Below are 16587 nucleotides of genomic sequence, written 5' to 3'. Positions count from 1 at the left end.
ATGATAAAACTCAAGCTTCAGCACTTCGCTTCTTATGTGCGAAAGAGTAGTGCTAACGTAGCGACAGCTAGAAAAATATTTTAACATCTTAATTTCATTGACTTAACAGTCTTTCAAAAACACAAAAAGCATTTGGAATGAGGACATCCCAAATGCTTTTTATCATGCTATATAAAATTTAATTTACATAAATTCTTTTACTAATTCATTAAAATCATTTTCGCTCATTTTAATATCGATATCCGTTAATGGTAGCTCTGAATAGCCTGGTACTTTTTCTTGATATGAAGCTGTTTCAGTATCTTGATAAATAATACCTGTTACTAAACCTTCATGCTCCATCACTGTACGCATTGCCATACCACGGTCAGAATTGTCATAGCCTTCAATATCAGCAAGCTTCGTTAAGTTTTCTTTAAACCAATCGTACGTGTTCACTTTGTTATACGTAACACAAGGTGAGAATACGTTGATGAATGAGAAGCCTTTATGATTAATGCCCGCTTCAATTAAAGCTGTTAACTCTTTAATATCCGTTGAGAATCCTTGTGCGACAAAAGTAGCTCCGCTTGTTAAAGCTACTTCTAACGGTTTTAATGAAGGCTCAATCGCACCACCTGGCGTAGATTTTGTAATAAATCCTGCAGCGGAACGTGGAGATGTTTGCCCCTTTGTTAAACCATAAATTTGGTTATCCATCACAACGTATGTGATGTCAATATTACGACGGATAGCATGAATTGTATGACCCATACCAATCGCAAATCCATCTCCGTCACCACCAGAAGCAATAACGTTTAAATCACGGTTAGCCATTTTTAAGCCTTGTGCAATTGGTAATGCACGACCATGAATACCGTGGAAGCCATAAGAATTAATGTAGCCTGAAATACGACCAGAACAGCCAATCCCAGAGATAACAGCTAATTCGTTCGGTTCAATACCGACGTTTGCCGCGGCACGTTGAATCGCTGCCTGAACAGAGAAGTCGCCACAGCCTGGGCACCAGTTTGGTTTCACTGTATTACGAAAATCCTTAAATGTTGCCATTAGCGAGTCAACTCCTTCACACGATTTTCTAATTCACCTGGCAAGAATGGTGTACCATCATATTTTGTAATAGTCTCGATTTTATCGTGACCACCAACATTCATCTTCATAATATTTGCTAATTGACCTGTGTAGTTATTTTCTACAACGATTACTTTTTTCGCTTTTGCTACAAGTGGTGCCACCTCAGCAGATGGGAATGGGTGAATTAAACGAATATGTGCATGGTTCACCTTCATGCCTTGAGCATTTAAGCGTTCTTGTACTTCTTCAATAGCTCCACGTGTTGAGTTAAAGCCCACTAATAAAATATCAGCTTCTTCGTGTGGCGCATTTGAATGTACTGGATGTTCAAATTTCAATGCTGCTAGCTTACGGAAACGTTTATCCATTTGTACTTGACGGTTACCAGATGCTTCAGACGGTTTACCTGTTTCATCGTGTTCAACCCCCGTTACATGGTGAATACCATTCAACGTACCAGGTAGCACACGCGGTGAAATACCATCTTCCGTATCTTCATAACGTTTAAAGTATGCTTTATCGGCTACTTCTTCAATATCGCCTGTAACAATTTTACCGCGACGAATTTCAATTTTATTGTAATCGAATGGCTCAACAGATTGTTTACCTAGAGATAATTGCAAGTCTGTCATTAAAATAACTGGTAATTGTAATTCCTCTGCAATGTTAAATGCTTGGATTGTGTCAAAGAATGCTTCTTCCATTGTAGATGGTGCAATTACTACTTTTGGAATTTCACCATGCGTACCATATAACATCGCCATTAAATCTGATTGCTCTTGTTTTGTTGGTAATCCTGTTGATGGACCACCACGTTGTGTATCAACAACAACCAGTGGCTGCTCTGTCATACCTGAAAGACCAAGTGCTTCCATCATTAATGAAAGACCAGGGCCAGCAGAAGCTGTAAAAGCACGAACACCACCAAAGTTTGCACCAATTGCCATTGTCGCTGCAGCAATTTCGTCTTCTGTTTGAATAACCGCACCACCGAATTTCGGTAATTTTTTAATAAGATATTCCATAATCTCAGAAGCTGGTGTAATTGGGTAGGCCGCCATAAAGCGTGTCCCAGCTGCAAGTGCACCAAGTGCAACTGCATCGTTTCCGATCATGAACATACGGCGTTTACCGTCTGCTGGTGCTAAAGCCCAGTCACCTACACGATCTCCTAGCAGCTCATTCATTAATTCATGACCGCGTGCAATGGCCTCCATATTTTTCTGAACAACTTCTTCACCTTTTTTGCCAAAAATATCATCTACAACATTTTGGAACACTTCGTCCTCTAGATTTAGCAATGAAGCTGTTGCTCCGATCGCCACCATATTTTTCATCAACGAAGTACCAAGCTCTGCCGCTACCTCTGTAAAAGGTACTACAAATAATGGCGCTTTTGAATCTTCTGGCTTCACTGGAGTAAATTTTGAATCCGCTAAAATAACGCCTGTTTCTGTTAATTCTTTATAATTGACGTCGATTGTTTCTTGGTCGAACGCTACTAAAATATCTAAATCATCCGCAATTGAACGTACTTCTGTTGGACGAACTGTAATTTTATTATTCGTATGGCCACCTTTAATTCGAGAAGAGAAATGACGATAACCGTATAGGAAGTAACCTAAACGATTCATTGCCGTTGAGAAAATTTCGCCGGTACTTTCAATCCCTTCACCCTGTTGCCCACCGACTTTCCATGAAAGCTGATGTAACATGTCAACAACTCCTTAGATCCAATGTATATACTATTATTTTTCCTTCATAAGTTTAACACGAAGAAACGGTCTACACTATTGTTATTCCCCGATTTAAACGAAAATCAGACCTTTGACTGAAAATGGCGTTCATAAAGTTGTAATTTTAAATCAATTAAGTTTAAAAAATTAATTTGCGGATTTCAAGTGACATTTAACATATTAGTATGTAGAGCATGTAGGATTCTCTTCCTCAAATTCTGATTGTCTATATAAACGAAAAAAATGCCTTGCAGCTTATTATGTGCAAGGCATTTTACTTCATTACTTTTTTATCGAATACGTTTCTCCACAAGAAGCTTTAAAGCTGTACGTTCCTCACCAGCAATTAAAATATCGGCAAACGCCGGTGCGCAAATTAAATCTGTGCCACTTGGCGCTACAAATCCGCGTGCAATGGCCACTGCTTTCACGGCTTGGTTAAGTGCCCCTGCCCCAACTGCCTGCATTTCTGCTTGCCCTTTTTCTCTGATTACCGCGACTAATGCACCTGCAACTGAATTTGGATTAGAGCGTGATGATACTTTTAATGAATCCACAATTATTCCTCCCCGTTTCGCGAATAGTGTTTACGCTCAACAACTCATGTCCCCCTTTTTTTGGACCTCAAGTTATTGTCGATAGGTCATTTTATGCTCGGTAAGAAGAAAATAGACTATTTTCATTTCTTATATATCAAAACAATCTAAAAAGACTGATATTTACAGTTAGAAAATTACTTTGTCACTGAAATAAATACGCCATTATAAATAACTTAGGGCTCCTTTGCAAAACGTGGGATGATTTCCGTTCCAGGCTACTCGCTTTCCTGTGGGCGAGCGCCGAGCCGCTTCCTTCGCTACGCTCCGTGCAGGGTCTCGCCTGTCTCGCTTTCCCACGGGAGTCGAGTAGCCTTCCACTCCAATCAGCGATAGTGTAGAGCTTTTATAAGTTTTTATCATTTCAAAAGTGAACACTATTGCTACTTATTATAATCGAAAAGAAAAGACTTATAATAGTGACACAATTGTACACCTGTTATTTCTGAACTTTTGCACAGACAAACCCCTTTGTTGAAGTTTCGTTTTATCACTATAAATTTTGAGTGACATGCCAGAAGGTACAAGCTTGTGAAATGGTTGGTTGGAGTGGAGGCTGGGCGACTCCTTGGGGATTAGCGATAGAGGAACGAAAGCTAAAACCATCACATCCTGTGATAACGCCTTCGTGACCAACATCGTGTTGGCCCGAGACACTGGAGCGAGCAACGCGAGTGAAGCGGCTCATAGGGCGCCCCCAGGAAGCTCTGCTCTGCGCGAAAGCGTAGCGTCCGCGGCAAATTTTTTATCTGTGCGAAAGCTAGCGACAGCAACAAAGCGCCCAGTCGGAGTGGAAATCAACCTCTCGTTTTGCCGAAGAGTCATTTTTTATTATGACGCTTTAATTGAATTAACAAATTTTCAAACAAAAAACTATTGTGCATTTTTTAACACACAATAGTTTCTCTTCTTATGCTTGGAACGGATAATCTTCGTTTATATATATTCGCTCACAATGTCGAGCTTTTCCTGTTTTATCATCAATCTCTACAAAGAAACCACTTAACACTTCGCGTCCTTTTTTAGGCACTTCAAAACGAGATGGCATGTTTGTTTGGAATTTATAAATGACACTTTCCTTCGTCATCCCTAAAATTTCATCGTATGGACCTGTCATACCAACGTCCGTAATATAGGCTGTTCCATTTGGATAAATGCGTGCATCGGCTGTTTGCACATGTGTATGTGTACCAACAACTGCCGAAGCCTTCCCATCTAAGTGCCATCCAAGTGCAATTTTTTCACTTGTCGCTTCTGCATGAAAATCCACGAATACAAGCGGTGACGTTTTATGTGCTTCTTCGATTAATTTCTCCGCCATCGCAAACGGATCTTCATGAGGAGGCAAAAATACTCGTCCATGTAAATTAATAACAGATAGAGTTGCACCGTTTTTTGAAATTTGCACCATTCCTTTACCTGGTGCATCATTTGAAAAGTTCGCCGGGCGTATTAAATAATCTGCATCATCTATAAAATCAAAAATATCTTTATTATCCCAAGTGTGATTGCCCATCGTAATAACATCAACACCCATTTGCAATAACTCATTATAAATATTACGTGTAATTCCGCGTCCTGCTGCTGCATTTTCACCATTGGCAATAACAACGTCTAGATTGTATTTTTTCTTTAAACGGGGTAAATATTTTTCTACTGCATCTCGACCGATTGAACCTACAATATCCCCAATAAATAAAACTTTCATTTTCATAACCACTCTTTCATTAATTAGCACCTTATATTTTACCACTAATTCAAAGTCAAACGCAAAACTATGTCCGTTCAGCGTATTAAACTGGTCTTGAAAAAGTAGGTACTCATACTCTTTCTCATTGTCTATAAAAAAACACCTAACAAGTAATTTAGGTACTTGTCAGGCGGACGGTACTGATTTCTATTTTTTCACATGATAATACTGGCTCTTATATTGTTTTTTTTGCAAAGTATAGTTATTCATGACGACCCCTAATATTTTCGCTTGTGCCACTAATAAGGAATTTTTTGCTTTGACAACACTAGATTTCTCAACTACTCCAGTATTAACAATAAGTAGTGCACCATCTGTTTTATTTGCTAAGATTTGAGCATCGGTCACAGAATTAACAGGTGGCGTATCAAAGATTATTACATCATAATACGCTATCATTTTTTCTATTAAAGTATCCATCATTTCTGAAGAAAGAAGCTCTACTGGATTAGGTGGGATCGGCCCACTAGTGAGGACAAATAATCCCTCAATAAACGTTTCTTGTATAGCCTCGCTCAAAGTGTCATTTTGTATCAATACACTCGATAAACCTGAAATATTAAGCAATTCAAATGTATAGTGCATTGTAGGCTTTCGCATATCAGCATCCACTAATAAAACTTTTTTTCCTTCTTGTGCAAAAACTATCGCAATATTTGCTGCATTCGTTGTCTTTCCTTCACCAGGGATAGATGATGTCACTAAAATTGTTTTACACGATAAATTAGGGAGTGCAAATTTCAAATTTGTTCGTATTGTTCGAAATTGTTCAGAAATGATAGAAGTTGTATGTTCGCTAGTCAATAATTTCCGTGGCATCATCGCTAATACTTTCTTTTTTTTATTTTTCATTTTAAACATTATGTGACTCGCCTCCCTCTTCTAGTAGAGATAGACCCTCTGCCTCCTTTTATTGAACTTACGAATCCTAATATCGGTAAATTCAATAGTTCTTCAATTTCCTGCTCAGTCTTTATTGTTGAATCGAAAAATTCTAGACTAAATGCAATGCCTGTTCCTAAAAGGAGTCCAAGGAGTCCTGAAATTGAAATATTTAGAATTTTTTTCGGCTTCACTGGTTGTGAGTCATCAGCTAATGTAGCTACTGATAGGACATTGATATTATCTACGTTCATCAGTTTTTGAATATCTTCTTTAAAGACATCTATTATCGTATTAGCAATCTCCACTGCTCGTGCTGATTTTTCATCAAGAACTTTTATAGAAACTACTTGTGATTTGTTTTCATTACTGACCGTAATTTTCTCTGCTAATTGTTCAGGAGATAATTCTAATTTCAATTCTTTAATCACTTTAGATAGAATAGCTGGGCTTTTTATAATGACATTATACGTATTAATTAATTGTAAATCCGTCTCAATTGAATACCCACCCGTATAAAGTTGTTGATCCGTATTTTTTTGGTTGATTAATATTTGAGTTTCAGCTTGATACACAGGTGTGATGACATAATAACTAAGATAAGCAGCCAATGCCATCGCCATTACGATTATCGATAGAATAAGAAGTAAACGTTTGCGTAAAATTTTCACTATCGCTTTTACTTGAATAGAAGTCTCCACCGAATAGATCTCCTTCCCCTAAACTGTCTAAATTTATGTAATGTAATGTCATGTGATATTCATAGTTAATTGTTATAGTAGCTATATTTAATATATAAATTTATGCCCTATGTTATTCCTAGATAGTGTCAATATTTAGTGAAAATGACTTCAAGACCTTTTTAGTCAGTTTTCTTTATGGATAAAAAAATGAAAAATGCTAGCGTAGATACAGCATTTTTTTTCAACAATTGATAATAGAGCTTTTTTTTCAATGAAAATTTTATTGGTTTTAACTCGAGAACATGAGGGTAGTCATCAACAAAACTGACTATTTCTTCTTTAATCGCTCTTAATAAATGGAGCCCCTTATATGGGGAATCCTGCATATGAAGCGTTAAATTTACTAAACCTGAAAATACATATCCGTTAAAACTAGTTTCAATAAATGTAAAAATATTTTCAGCTACTAATGTCTCACGAACACGTTCATAGATTACATCATATTTTTCTCTTCCATTCATACGATAGCCTCGCGTTAATGATTGCTGTGTTAACACATTGTAATGATAAAGTTGCTGAGGCACATAACAAATTGCCTTACTCTTTGTGATAGCTTTTGTTATAAATAAAACATCTTCAGAAAAATTCATATCCTCTTCAAATCGAATTCCAAACTTATCAAGAAAAACTTTAGAATACAATTTGCAGCAAGCAAAACCGAAATGTTTTTCATTAAATTCAGTAAATAATAAATGTAAACATTCCTGAGGATCAAAAAGTTCATTTACTGTTGAGGGATAATTCAAACGGTTACCACCGTTTTTTCCATCTACAAAAATATCACATTTAGCTATTTCAGTTCCTGATTCTTTAATAGCGCTATATAAACGTTCCAACATAGAAGGCTCTATCCAATCATCCGCATCGACAAACGTAACGTATTGACCTCTTGCCTGGTCAATCCCTCTATTTCTTGCATGACTAACCCCACCATTTGCTTTATTATGAATGATAATTCGCTGATCTTGTAAGGCAAATTGCTGTAAAATAGAAAGGGACTCGTCAGTACTGCCATCATTAATCGTAATAATTTCGATTGGCTTTAACGTTTGTTGGCAAATACTTGCTAGACATTTCTTTAAATACGGTGCTGCATTATATACTGGTATAATGACAGTTACGAGGATTTCTGACCCCAAAATTTCATCCCTCCAGCTAGGCTGAGCATTTTCACTTTTCGAATCAAGTATTTTCTATCAGAAGTGGGAATGCCAAATGTGAACAAAGATATACCGAAAATAATACTGTATAAAGCAATATATATTCCTAGAATGTACCAGGTATTTGTAAGTGGGAAAACAATAATAATGCCTTTCATTAAAAGGGACGCAATAACAATAGCTACGAAAAGCTTACTAATGCGTAGCCAAAATCTTTTAATATCTAGGTGTATTTTTTTTGCATAGTAAACATTGATAATACATACATTCCCAATAAATAATGATACAGCAGTTATAATAGCTGTTCCAATAACCCCGTAAAAATAGATGGCAGGAATAGATAGAATAATATTTATGCTAGCAAGTATGATTAATAATACCGTTCGAAACTTAAACATGTTTTTTGCCTTTAACACACTTAGCCCTATATTTTGAATTAAATCGACAGAAAAAGGCAACATGATGATCAGTACGATAGGATAGACAATTAAATATTCATCACCTATCCATAGTGAGATGAAAGTTTTACCAAATAAAAAAAAGCCACTTAGTACATAGCCAAGAATCATTAGCTGAATGGCACCAACATTGACAAATAACCGGTTAATCTCTATTAGGCCATTCGCTTGTGTCACTAACATTGAAATCTTTGGCAAATACAAATCACTGATTGCGAGTGCTAGTGCCATAAAAATCATAATAAATTGTATAGCAATCCCATAAACCGCTACATCTTCTGTTCCTTTAATAATCCCGAGTAATACTTGGTCAGTTTGCCAATAAATTTTGTCCACTATGACTGTCACAAATAGAAAAAATGAATAGACAAATATTTCTTTCATAAGGCCAGAGTTATAACCAGAAAATATAAATCGTACTTTCAAAGTTTTCATACAGATTACAGAATTTATTATTAATACACATACATTTAAGCTAGCTACAATAAAAATCATCACCAATGCATCTGCACCTTGTAACAAGAAAAACAGCATCAGTAACGGTTGTACTATTACTTTTATAAATGAAGTTAAATTAATCAGTATGAATTTTTCATAGGCCTTAAGTATAGAAGAGAAAACACTTAATGGAAATTGCAAGGCAAAGCTTACGATCATCGCCATAACCATTACTTTTGCCTTTTCGATTTGCAAGGAAGATAAGCTTTGTCCAAAAATTGTCTCAACCTGGAAATACATAACACAACCAATGGCAAGGGTGAAAACACCTATAATCGAAAAAAGCCGCAGAAAAAAGCCATTTAGTCTAGCTTCCATCTCCTTATCGCCTGCTACTCGATTATTAGAAATATAACGAATAATTGCATTCCCTAAACCAAAATCTAATATAGTTAAATACCCAACAAAAACTGTCATTAATGTGTATAATCCGTATTCTTCTTGACCAAGAATTCGAATCATAATAGGGGTAAACACAATTGCCACAATAAATGTACAAAAAATAGATAAGTAAGAGAGAATAGCACCCACCCGAATTTCCTTCATTAGTCCATCTTGCCTCCACTAGTCCATTTATGGATTACACTTTACTCGAAAATCTTTGTACCATTTAATTTTTTACGTGTTTTATTTAACATATCAAAAGCATTCGGTCCAAATAATTTGTTTATTGCATATTTATATCGCATGACTTTTTTATGTCGTTTTTTTTGTTCTTCTGACAACCATGACCCATTAAAATGATGGATTGTAAAAGTATTAACAGTCTGGTTAATCTCTCCTGATTCGAAGTCTTTCGAACAGAAATATTCAAATGGATAAATGTGTAGATCGTCATCCAATTGGCTATGTTGATTTGACTCTGTAAATCCATATTTTTCTCTCGTTAAATCCGTAATGATGACAGTATTTGTTTGTTGGCCTTGTTCCGTATAAAAGCTTTTATCTTCATAATAATCCAGTAGCAACTTAATCCACGGATGCCCCTTTACTGCACCCATAATACCAGTTACACATGTATCACTACTTTCTCCGCCAGTAAATGCTCGATGGGATAAAAAGGGTGTTAACGATTGCACAACTTCAACATCTGTATCCAAGTAAATGCCACCTTGTGTATATAGTGCATATAACCTTACATAATCAGCTACATAAGCATATTTTTTAGATTCGTAGGCTTCTTGTACAAATTGATTGGATTGAATATCAAATGATTTTTCATTCCATTCAATTAGTTCATAGTCAGGCATTAATTTTTGCCATGAGGCAATACACGCTTCAACTACCTGTGGGTAAGAATTTTCTCCAAACCAACAGAAGTGAATTTTTTTAGGGATCATTATACAATTTCCTTTCTGTTATGCAAATAAATTAATGCATATCACCTATTAAACTATCCCATTACTAATTTGATAAACTCTATCAGTTTTACCCTATCTAACAATAGGTTCCACTCTAGATAACTAACATCTGGCGTCACAAATTCAAAGCTATTTAAATTTGTCATCGTTAAGTTTGCTAAATTTCGGTGTAATTTAAAAAAGCGCCCTTGTGTTTTCTGTTCAAAATTGTTGACCCAAGGATAATCAGTCGAAACAATTTTCAAATCTAATGCGCAGTACTCAAGGAGCTTTGTTGAAGCTTGTAAATTAAAGGGGTACACATCTGGTATATAATTCAGCCCGTATTCTGCTTTTGACGCTAGAAGAGGAACTTCATGATAAGGAAGCGATCCTGAAAAGATAATATTTTTATAGTCTTTGAAAGATTTATATAATTCATTTGTTGGATTTCCTATTAATAAAATAGTGTTATCTTTTAAAGTTGTCGTAAAGGGCTTTAGCGCATGATCGATACCTCTTCCATGTCCCATATCACCAACATATACAAAATCGTACTCTTTTTTTGACGTTTTTATAAAAAAGTCTTTTGATATTCCCATATCTCGATGAATTTTTGGAATATTGCCCTTCATCTTTAAATCCTTTTCTACAAGTTCATTCAAAAATATGCGACCATGCGGTTTAATATTACATGTTTTTTTTACATAATTTTTCAACATCGCAAAGTGACCAATTGATAACGAATTATATTCATGGATAATCTTTGTCTCGCTTGAATATTTTTTAATATCTAAACCAGTAAATTTCCATAATAAATCTATATTGGCTATCGGAGTTTCATTCATCTCCGCTGTTAAAATGGTTATAGCTTCAATATTATCCTGCTGATTTAAATATGCTACATAGGCTGAGATTTCTGGTAAAAATGATTTTCCGCTATTGACAAATCCAATCTTCAAATAGATTATCCCTCCTTTTTACAAACGCTATTTTACATTAAATTGGTCTTTTTACTATTTTTATTACTTTGATTCTCGTTTTATTCATATTTGAACTATCAATTATGAGTTTTATGATGGGTAAATGAATTGCCAGAAAGAACAAATAAAACGATCATTATCGGCGTTGTATAAATAATTATTTCCGTCATTGAAAGTAGAATATAGGTGATAAGTATTAAAAATGGTAATAGTTGTAGCATTTTCGCATACTTTACTTTTTTTTTGGCAAAAGAAAATGCATTCCATACTAATGTTGCTACGAATAATAGAAAAAATGTAACCGCCAACCAACCATACTGAGCTAATAGGGCGATAAAAGTATTATGTGCATCCAATTGGCCAACATGATAATTCTCTCCATGCCCAAATAATGTGGAATCTTTTATTATATTTTGCCAAATAGCCATTCGTCCATCAGATATATCAGCAGATTTCCGCTGAAATTTCCCTACAATATTTTGAACTGCTTCGTTTAGTATCGGAAATTTACTAAGACTAAAAATGAATATCATACTTAGTACACATAGAACTGAAACGAGTGCGCCTACTATTCTAATACTTGAAGTGTTTTGAATAGCTAACATGGTTATACTCATTATGATACCGATTAGTACGGTGATGGCAGCCGTTCTACTTTGTGTTAGTAAAATAGTATAAAAAACAAAAAAGAATAGGCTTACTAGGAATACGATTGTAACTTTTTTCGTATCAACCTGAAAAAATTGAACAGCCCCAGCTAGTAATACGACTGCAAATAATGCCATGACCAATCCCATCATGTTCGGGTTGCTATAAATCCCCGCAAATGCGTTGAAAACAACTCGATTCATGAAAAAAGATAAGAGTAAAATAATGAGATGTGAGACACAAATACTAATTGCTAGCACATGTAAAGTAGATGTTTGAAAAGAGTTATATATAATCGATAACCCTATATACATCATAAGCATACATACAATATTCTTAAGTGATCCCATATCTGAATTGGCTAAAGTACTTATTAGCCCACAAATAATAAATAGATAGAAAAATAAATCGCTCACATACATTCTACGAATATTTTCGTTGCGATTATAGATAAAAAGGATGATTGGAAAGATAGAAAAAAAGACAGTAAAGTAAATTAGTATGGGTATTTCATAAGATAATGCACTAGAGAGTAGTAATACGCTCATACACATTGTTAGTATAAAAAACCGCACTTTCATCACCCCACTATTGCTTTATTTCGTTTTTTTATATTGTGAAAAGATGCCACCATTTTCTTTCGCTTATAACGATTGGCTCCGCAATTAATAGCTGCTTATTTTCTAAAACACGCTCATTGTTTTCAAGGAAAAGGTTGACCATATCCAGCTGTTTCATTTTCTCCAAGTAATCTAACCCAGCTTCAAAAAGCAGTGGTCTTGTAGACATATTATGGACATCTGAGCCATACGTATGAACAAGTCTTGCTTCTATTAAATTCATTGCACACTGTCGGGCTTTTTTCCCAAAATGCCCAGTAATGCTACCCGCTGTAATTTGTGCTAATGCCCCTTCACGAATTAATTGTTCAAGAAGTGCTACATTTTGTTGAATAGCTCTATTTCGCTCTGGATGTGCAATAATGGGTGTAATACCTGATGCTACTAATAGCCTAATCATTTCTTTACAATAAAAAGGTATCGTTTCCGAAGGTAATTCCAGTAATAGATAGTTTGAGTTTGCCAACATATGAAGCTGTTTAGTTGTGCTATATTCTAAAATATTTTCATTTATGTGCACTTCATGTCCAGGAAATATTTTGATTGGCCATGCTCTTTTTGCTATTTCTAGCTGTAAAGTATGTACTTGATGTAATACATTTTCATATGACACATCGTATATTGGATGTTTGGCATGAGGGGTAGTAATAATGGCTGTTATGCCTTGCATCACAGCATGTTCTATTATTTGCAATGACTCAGCAAGTTGTTGTGGTCCATCGTCAACTCCGTATAATAAATGACTGTGAATATCAACCATGCTCTTTCATCTCCCTATCCCAATTCATCGCCTAAATATTTTCACCAATTTAGTAAAAATCTAATTGATTTTAAATAAAGGTACTTATTGTATATATGCCATTTCACGATAAATATGACAGTAGCTCACTTACAACCAAGTTACTAAAAAAACGCCTTTTACTCTATTTCGAGTAAAAGACGTTTCTGTATTACAATTATTTCGCATATTCCACGGCACGTGTTTCACGAATAACCGTTACTTTAATATGACCTGGATAATCAAGTTCTTCTTCAATTCGCTTACGGATATCTCTCGCTAAGCGATGTGAAGCTAAGTCATCAATTTTTTCAGGTTGTACAATTATACGGATTTCACGACCAGCCTGAATCGCAAAGGATTTTTCTACGCCATCATAGCTTTCAGAAATTTCCTCTAACTTTTCAAGTCTGCGGATATAGTTTTCAAGTGTCTCACTTCGAGCACCTGGACGAGCTGCTGATAATGCATCAGCTGCAGCCACTAATACCGCGATGACAGATGTTGCTTCTGTATCACCATGGTGGGAAGCAATACTGTTTATAACGACCGGATGTTCCTTGTATTTTGTTGCTAATTCCACACCGATTTCGACATGGCTACCTTCAACTTCATGGTCAATTGCCTTACCAATATCATGTAATAAGCCTGCACGGCGAGCTAATGCTACATCTTCACCAAGTTCAGCAGCGAGCAAGCCTGATAAATATGCGACCTCAATGGAATGTTTTAGGACGTTTTGTCCATAACTTGTACGATATTTCATGCGGCCTAAAATCTTCATTAAATCTGGATGTAAATTATGAATGCCAATTTCAAATGTTGTCTGCTCACCTGTTTCACGGATTTGTTCATCCACTTCACGACGAGACTTTTCGACCATTTCCTCAATTCGAGCAGGGTGAATGCGGCCATCCTGTACAAGTTTTTCAAGTGCAAGTCGAGCCGTTTCACGACGAATCGGATCAAAGCCTGATAAAATAACCGCCTCTGGAGTATCATCAATTATTAAATCTATACCTGTTAACGTTTCCAAAGTTCGGATGTTACGACCTTCACGACCAATAATACGACCTTTCATTTCATCATTTGGCAAGTTCACGACAGATACTGTTGTTTCAGCAACATGATCTGCTGCAAAACGTTGCAGTGCCAGTGATAAAATTTCACGTGCTTTTTTATCTGATTCTTCCTTCGCACGTGTCTCAGCTTCCTTCGTCATCACAGCAATATCAGTTGTTAGCTCTTTTTCTACTTCTCCTAAGATAATAGCTTTTGCTTCATCTCTAGTTAAAGCAGAAATTCGCTCTAGCTCTGATTTTTGCGAGGCAACGAGCTCGTCCACTTTGCTTTCCATCTGTTCAATATGCTGTTGTCTTTCGCTTAGAGCTTGTTCTTTACGCTCTAAACCTGCTTCTCTCTTATTTAGAGCATCATCTTTGCGATCAAGATTCTCTTCTCTTTGCAATAAACGGTTCTCTTGTTTCTGAAGTTCTGAACGACGTTCACGAATGTCATTTTCTGCTTCAGTACGAAATTTGTGAGTTTCATCTTTGGCTTCAAGTAGTGCTTCTTTCTTCAATGCCTCCGCTTCTCGTTTTCCTTCTTCAACGATTGTTTCAGCGACATGTTTAGCACCAGTGATTTTTGAGTCATTCACTTTTTTCATGTAGATATAGCTAACAGCGGCACCAACGATGAGTCCAAGCAAAGCGGAGATGATAGTAATTCCATCCATATGAACACCTCCTCTTGCTATTTGGGTATTACAGTTTCAGTCGGCGCATACATCAATTTCGCCTTGGCATAATAATAGACATCTGCCAAAGTCTTCATTTAATAGATCTTCAAAAGCCATTATAAATGAAGTCAGAATGTACTGCCTATTTAAAGTCATAATTCAGAAATTATACATTTTTAATTGTATAGCTAGCCTTAAGCTCTGTCAAGGATAGTCGGGCATCTGTTCGCCCTCTCAAGAAAAAAAGTAAGTCATATCCATTAGGAGAATTAATTACCTAATACTTTTTACACTAACGCTTATTTTATCTTTTATCATTAATGCGTAGAAGCAGTACTTAGGAATTATTTTTATAAAAATGTCATTCATAACTTTCGAAGAATATATGGATAACCTAACAACAAAACCGCATTCTCCAGTATGTGTAAATAAAAAAATGCATTGCTCTCACTATAAAGAGTGGGAACAATGCATTTATATTATTCATCTTCAAGAAGAAGCTTTAATTCCTCATCCATATCTTCCTCTTCATCATGCGCAGCAATTGTGTAAGCTGAAGATGCAATACCGTAAGAAGCACGAATTTTATTTGCGATGTCGTCTAGTACTGCTGGATTTTCTTTTAAATATTGTTTAGCATTTTCACGACCTTGACCTAGGCGCTCATCACCGTAAGCATACCAAGAACCGCTTTTTTGAACGATGTCTAGTTCAACACCTAAATCGACTGTTTCGCCCTCTTTTGAAATTCCTTCACCGTACATAATATCAACTTCTGCTGTACGGAATGGTGGCGCTACTTTGTTTTTCACAATTTTAATTTTTGTACGGTTACCCATAATGTCATTACCTTGTTTAATGGCTTCTGCACGACGTACTTCTAAGCGAACGGAGCTATAGAATTTAAGTGCACGACCACCAGGTGTTGTTTCTGGGTTTCCGAACATGACACCGATTTTTTCACGTATTTGGTTAATGAAAATAGCAATCGTTTTTGATTTATTGATAGCACCTGAAAGCTTACGTAAGGCCTGAGACATTAAACGGGCTTGTAAACCAACATGCGAATCACCCATATCTCCTTCGATTTCTGCTTTCGGAACTAATGCTGCTACGGAGTCAATAACGATGATATCGATAGCACCACTACGCACTAATGCCTCTGCGATTTCAAGCGCCTGTTCTCCTGTATCTGGTTGAGATAATAGAAGTTCATCAATATTGACGCCCAATTTTTGTGCGTAAATTGGATCTAGTGCATGCTCAGCATCGATAAACGCTGCTTGTCCACCATTTGCCTGCACTTCTGCAATGGCATGAAGAGCAACCGTTGTTTTACCTGATGATTCTGGGCCATATACTTCAATAATACGTCCACGTGGATAGCCACCAACACCTAATGCAGCATCAAGTGCTAGCGAACCACTTGAAGATGTAGCGATTTCTAAATCGGTCTTTTCACCAAGTTTCATGATGGAACCTTTACCAAAATTCTTTTCAATTTGTTTTAACGCCTGTTCTAAGGCAGCTTTACGATCACTCATTCATTTTCCTCCTTTGAAAACTGTTCACTGTTTTTC

General features: G+C 36.1%; 14 protein-coding genes. All 14 read right to left on the bottom strand.

Going from position 1 to position 16587, the window contains the following annotated elements:
• Positions 1 to 183 precede the first annotated feature (183 nt).
• The 14 genes from ACIPKN_RS06525 to recA all read right to left on the bottom strand — a co-directional run bounded on the left by ACIPKN_RS06525 (position 184) and on the right by recA (position 16551).
• The gene (locus ACIPKN_RS06525; RefSeq protein ID WP_132357351.1) at positions 184 to 1050 is read right to left on the bottom strand and encodes a 2-oxoacid:ferredoxin oxidoreductase subunit beta; all 867 of its coding nucleotides are present in this window, start codon (positions 1048 to 1050) and stop codon (positions 184 to 186) included.
• Entirely contained in the window at positions 1050 to 2789 is a 1740-nt protein-coding gene (locus ACIPKN_RS06520) for a 2-oxoacid:acceptor oxidoreductase subunit alpha (RefSeq protein WP_400934423.1), read from the bottom strand. Before ACIPKN_RS06520 ends, ACIPKN_RS06525 begins: the two co-directional genes overlap by 1 nt.
• Positions 2790 to 3100: 311 nt before the next feature.
• Entirely contained in the window at positions 3101 to 3367 is a 267-nt protein-coding gene (locus tag ACIPKN_RS06515) for a stage V sporulation protein S (RefSeq protein WP_004224903.1), read from the bottom strand.
• 949 nt (positions 3368 to 4316) lie between these two features.
• The gene (locus ACIPKN_RS06510) at positions 4317 to 5114 is read right to left on the bottom strand and encodes a TIGR00282 family metallophosphoesterase (protein WP_142507399.1); all 798 of its coding nucleotides are present in this window, start codon (positions 5112 to 5114) and stop codon (positions 4317 to 4319) included.
• Between the two features lie 189 nt (positions 5115 to 5303).
• Positions 5304 to 6017 (bottom strand): CpsD/CapB family tyrosine-protein kinase, encoded by a 714-nt coding sequence (locus tag ACIPKN_RS06505; protein ID WP_400934421.1) that lies wholly within the window; start codon positions 6015 to 6017, stop codon positions 5304 to 5306.
• Entirely contained in the window at positions 6017 to 6739 is a 723-nt protein-coding gene (locus ACIPKN_RS06500) for a YveK family protein (protein WP_400934420.1), read from the bottom strand. The genes ACIPKN_RS06505 and ACIPKN_RS06500 overlap by 1 nt, the downstream gene beginning before the upstream one ends.
• Positions 6740 to 6900: 161 nt before the next feature.
• Positions 6901 to 7920, bottom strand: a complete 1020-nt coding sequence (locus ACIPKN_RS06495; protein ID WP_400934419.1) for a glycosyltransferase family 2 protein — start codon at positions 7918 to 7920, stop codon at positions 6901 to 6903.
• The gene (locus tag ACIPKN_RS06490) at positions 7899 to 9443 is read right to left on the bottom strand and encodes an oligosaccharide flippase family protein (RefSeq protein WP_400934417.1); all 1545 of its coding nucleotides are present in this window, start codon (positions 9441 to 9443) and stop codon (positions 7899 to 7901) included. The genes ACIPKN_RS06495 and ACIPKN_RS06490 overlap by 22 nt, the downstream gene beginning before the upstream one ends.
• 41 nt (positions 9444 to 9484) lie before the next feature.
• A complete protein-coding gene (locus tag ACIPKN_RS06485; protein ID WP_400934415.1) occupies positions 9485 to 10237 on the bottom strand; it encodes a glycosyltransferase family 32 protein in 753 nt (250 codons plus the stop codon).
• A gap of 53 nt (positions 10238 to 10290) precedes the next feature.
• Positions 10291 to 11199 (bottom strand): glycosyltransferase family protein, encoded by a 909-nt coding sequence (locus ACIPKN_RS06480; protein WP_400934413.1) that lies wholly within the window; start codon positions 11197 to 11199, stop codon positions 10291 to 10293.
• A gap of 98 nt (positions 11200 to 11297) precedes the next feature.
• The gene (locus ACIPKN_RS06475) at positions 11298 to 12443 is read right to left on the bottom strand and encodes an O-antigen ligase family protein (RefSeq protein ID WP_400934411.1); all 1146 of its coding nucleotides are present in this window, start codon (positions 12441 to 12443) and stop codon (positions 11298 to 11300) included.
• A gap of 34 nt (positions 12444 to 12477) precedes the next feature.
• On the bottom strand, positions 12478 to 13248 hold the full coding sequence (locus ACIPKN_RS06470) for a tyrosine-protein phosphatase (protein WP_400934409.1): 771 nt from the start codon (positions 13246 to 13248) through the stop codon (positions 12478 to 12480).
• Positions 13249 to 13444: 196 nt separating this feature from the next.
• Positions 13445 to 15004 carry a ribonuclease Y gene (rny, locus tag ACIPKN_RS06465; protein WP_142507408.1) on the bottom strand — a complete coding sequence of 520 codons (1560 nt, stop codon included), beginning with the start codon at positions 15002 to 15004 and terminating at the stop codon, positions 13445 to 13447.
• 482 nt (positions 15005 to 15486) lie between these two features.
• Positions 15487 to 16551: a recombinase RecA gene (gene recA, locus ACIPKN_RS06460; RefSeq protein WP_142507409.1), complete on the bottom strand. Its 1065-nt coding sequence runs from the start codon at positions 16549 to 16551 to the stop codon at positions 15487 to 15489.
• Between the last annotated feature and the right edge of the window lie 36 nt (positions 16552 to 16587).

Source organism: Lysinibacillus sp. NPDC086135 (assembly GCF_044746345.1).
In the GTDB taxonomy this organism is placed as follows: domain Bacteria; phylum Bacillota; class Bacilli; order Bacillales_A; family Planococcaceae; genus Lysinibacillus.
The sequence above is the reverse complement of the archived record's forward strand: the minus strand, read 5'-3'. Positions and strand labels throughout refer to the sequence as shown.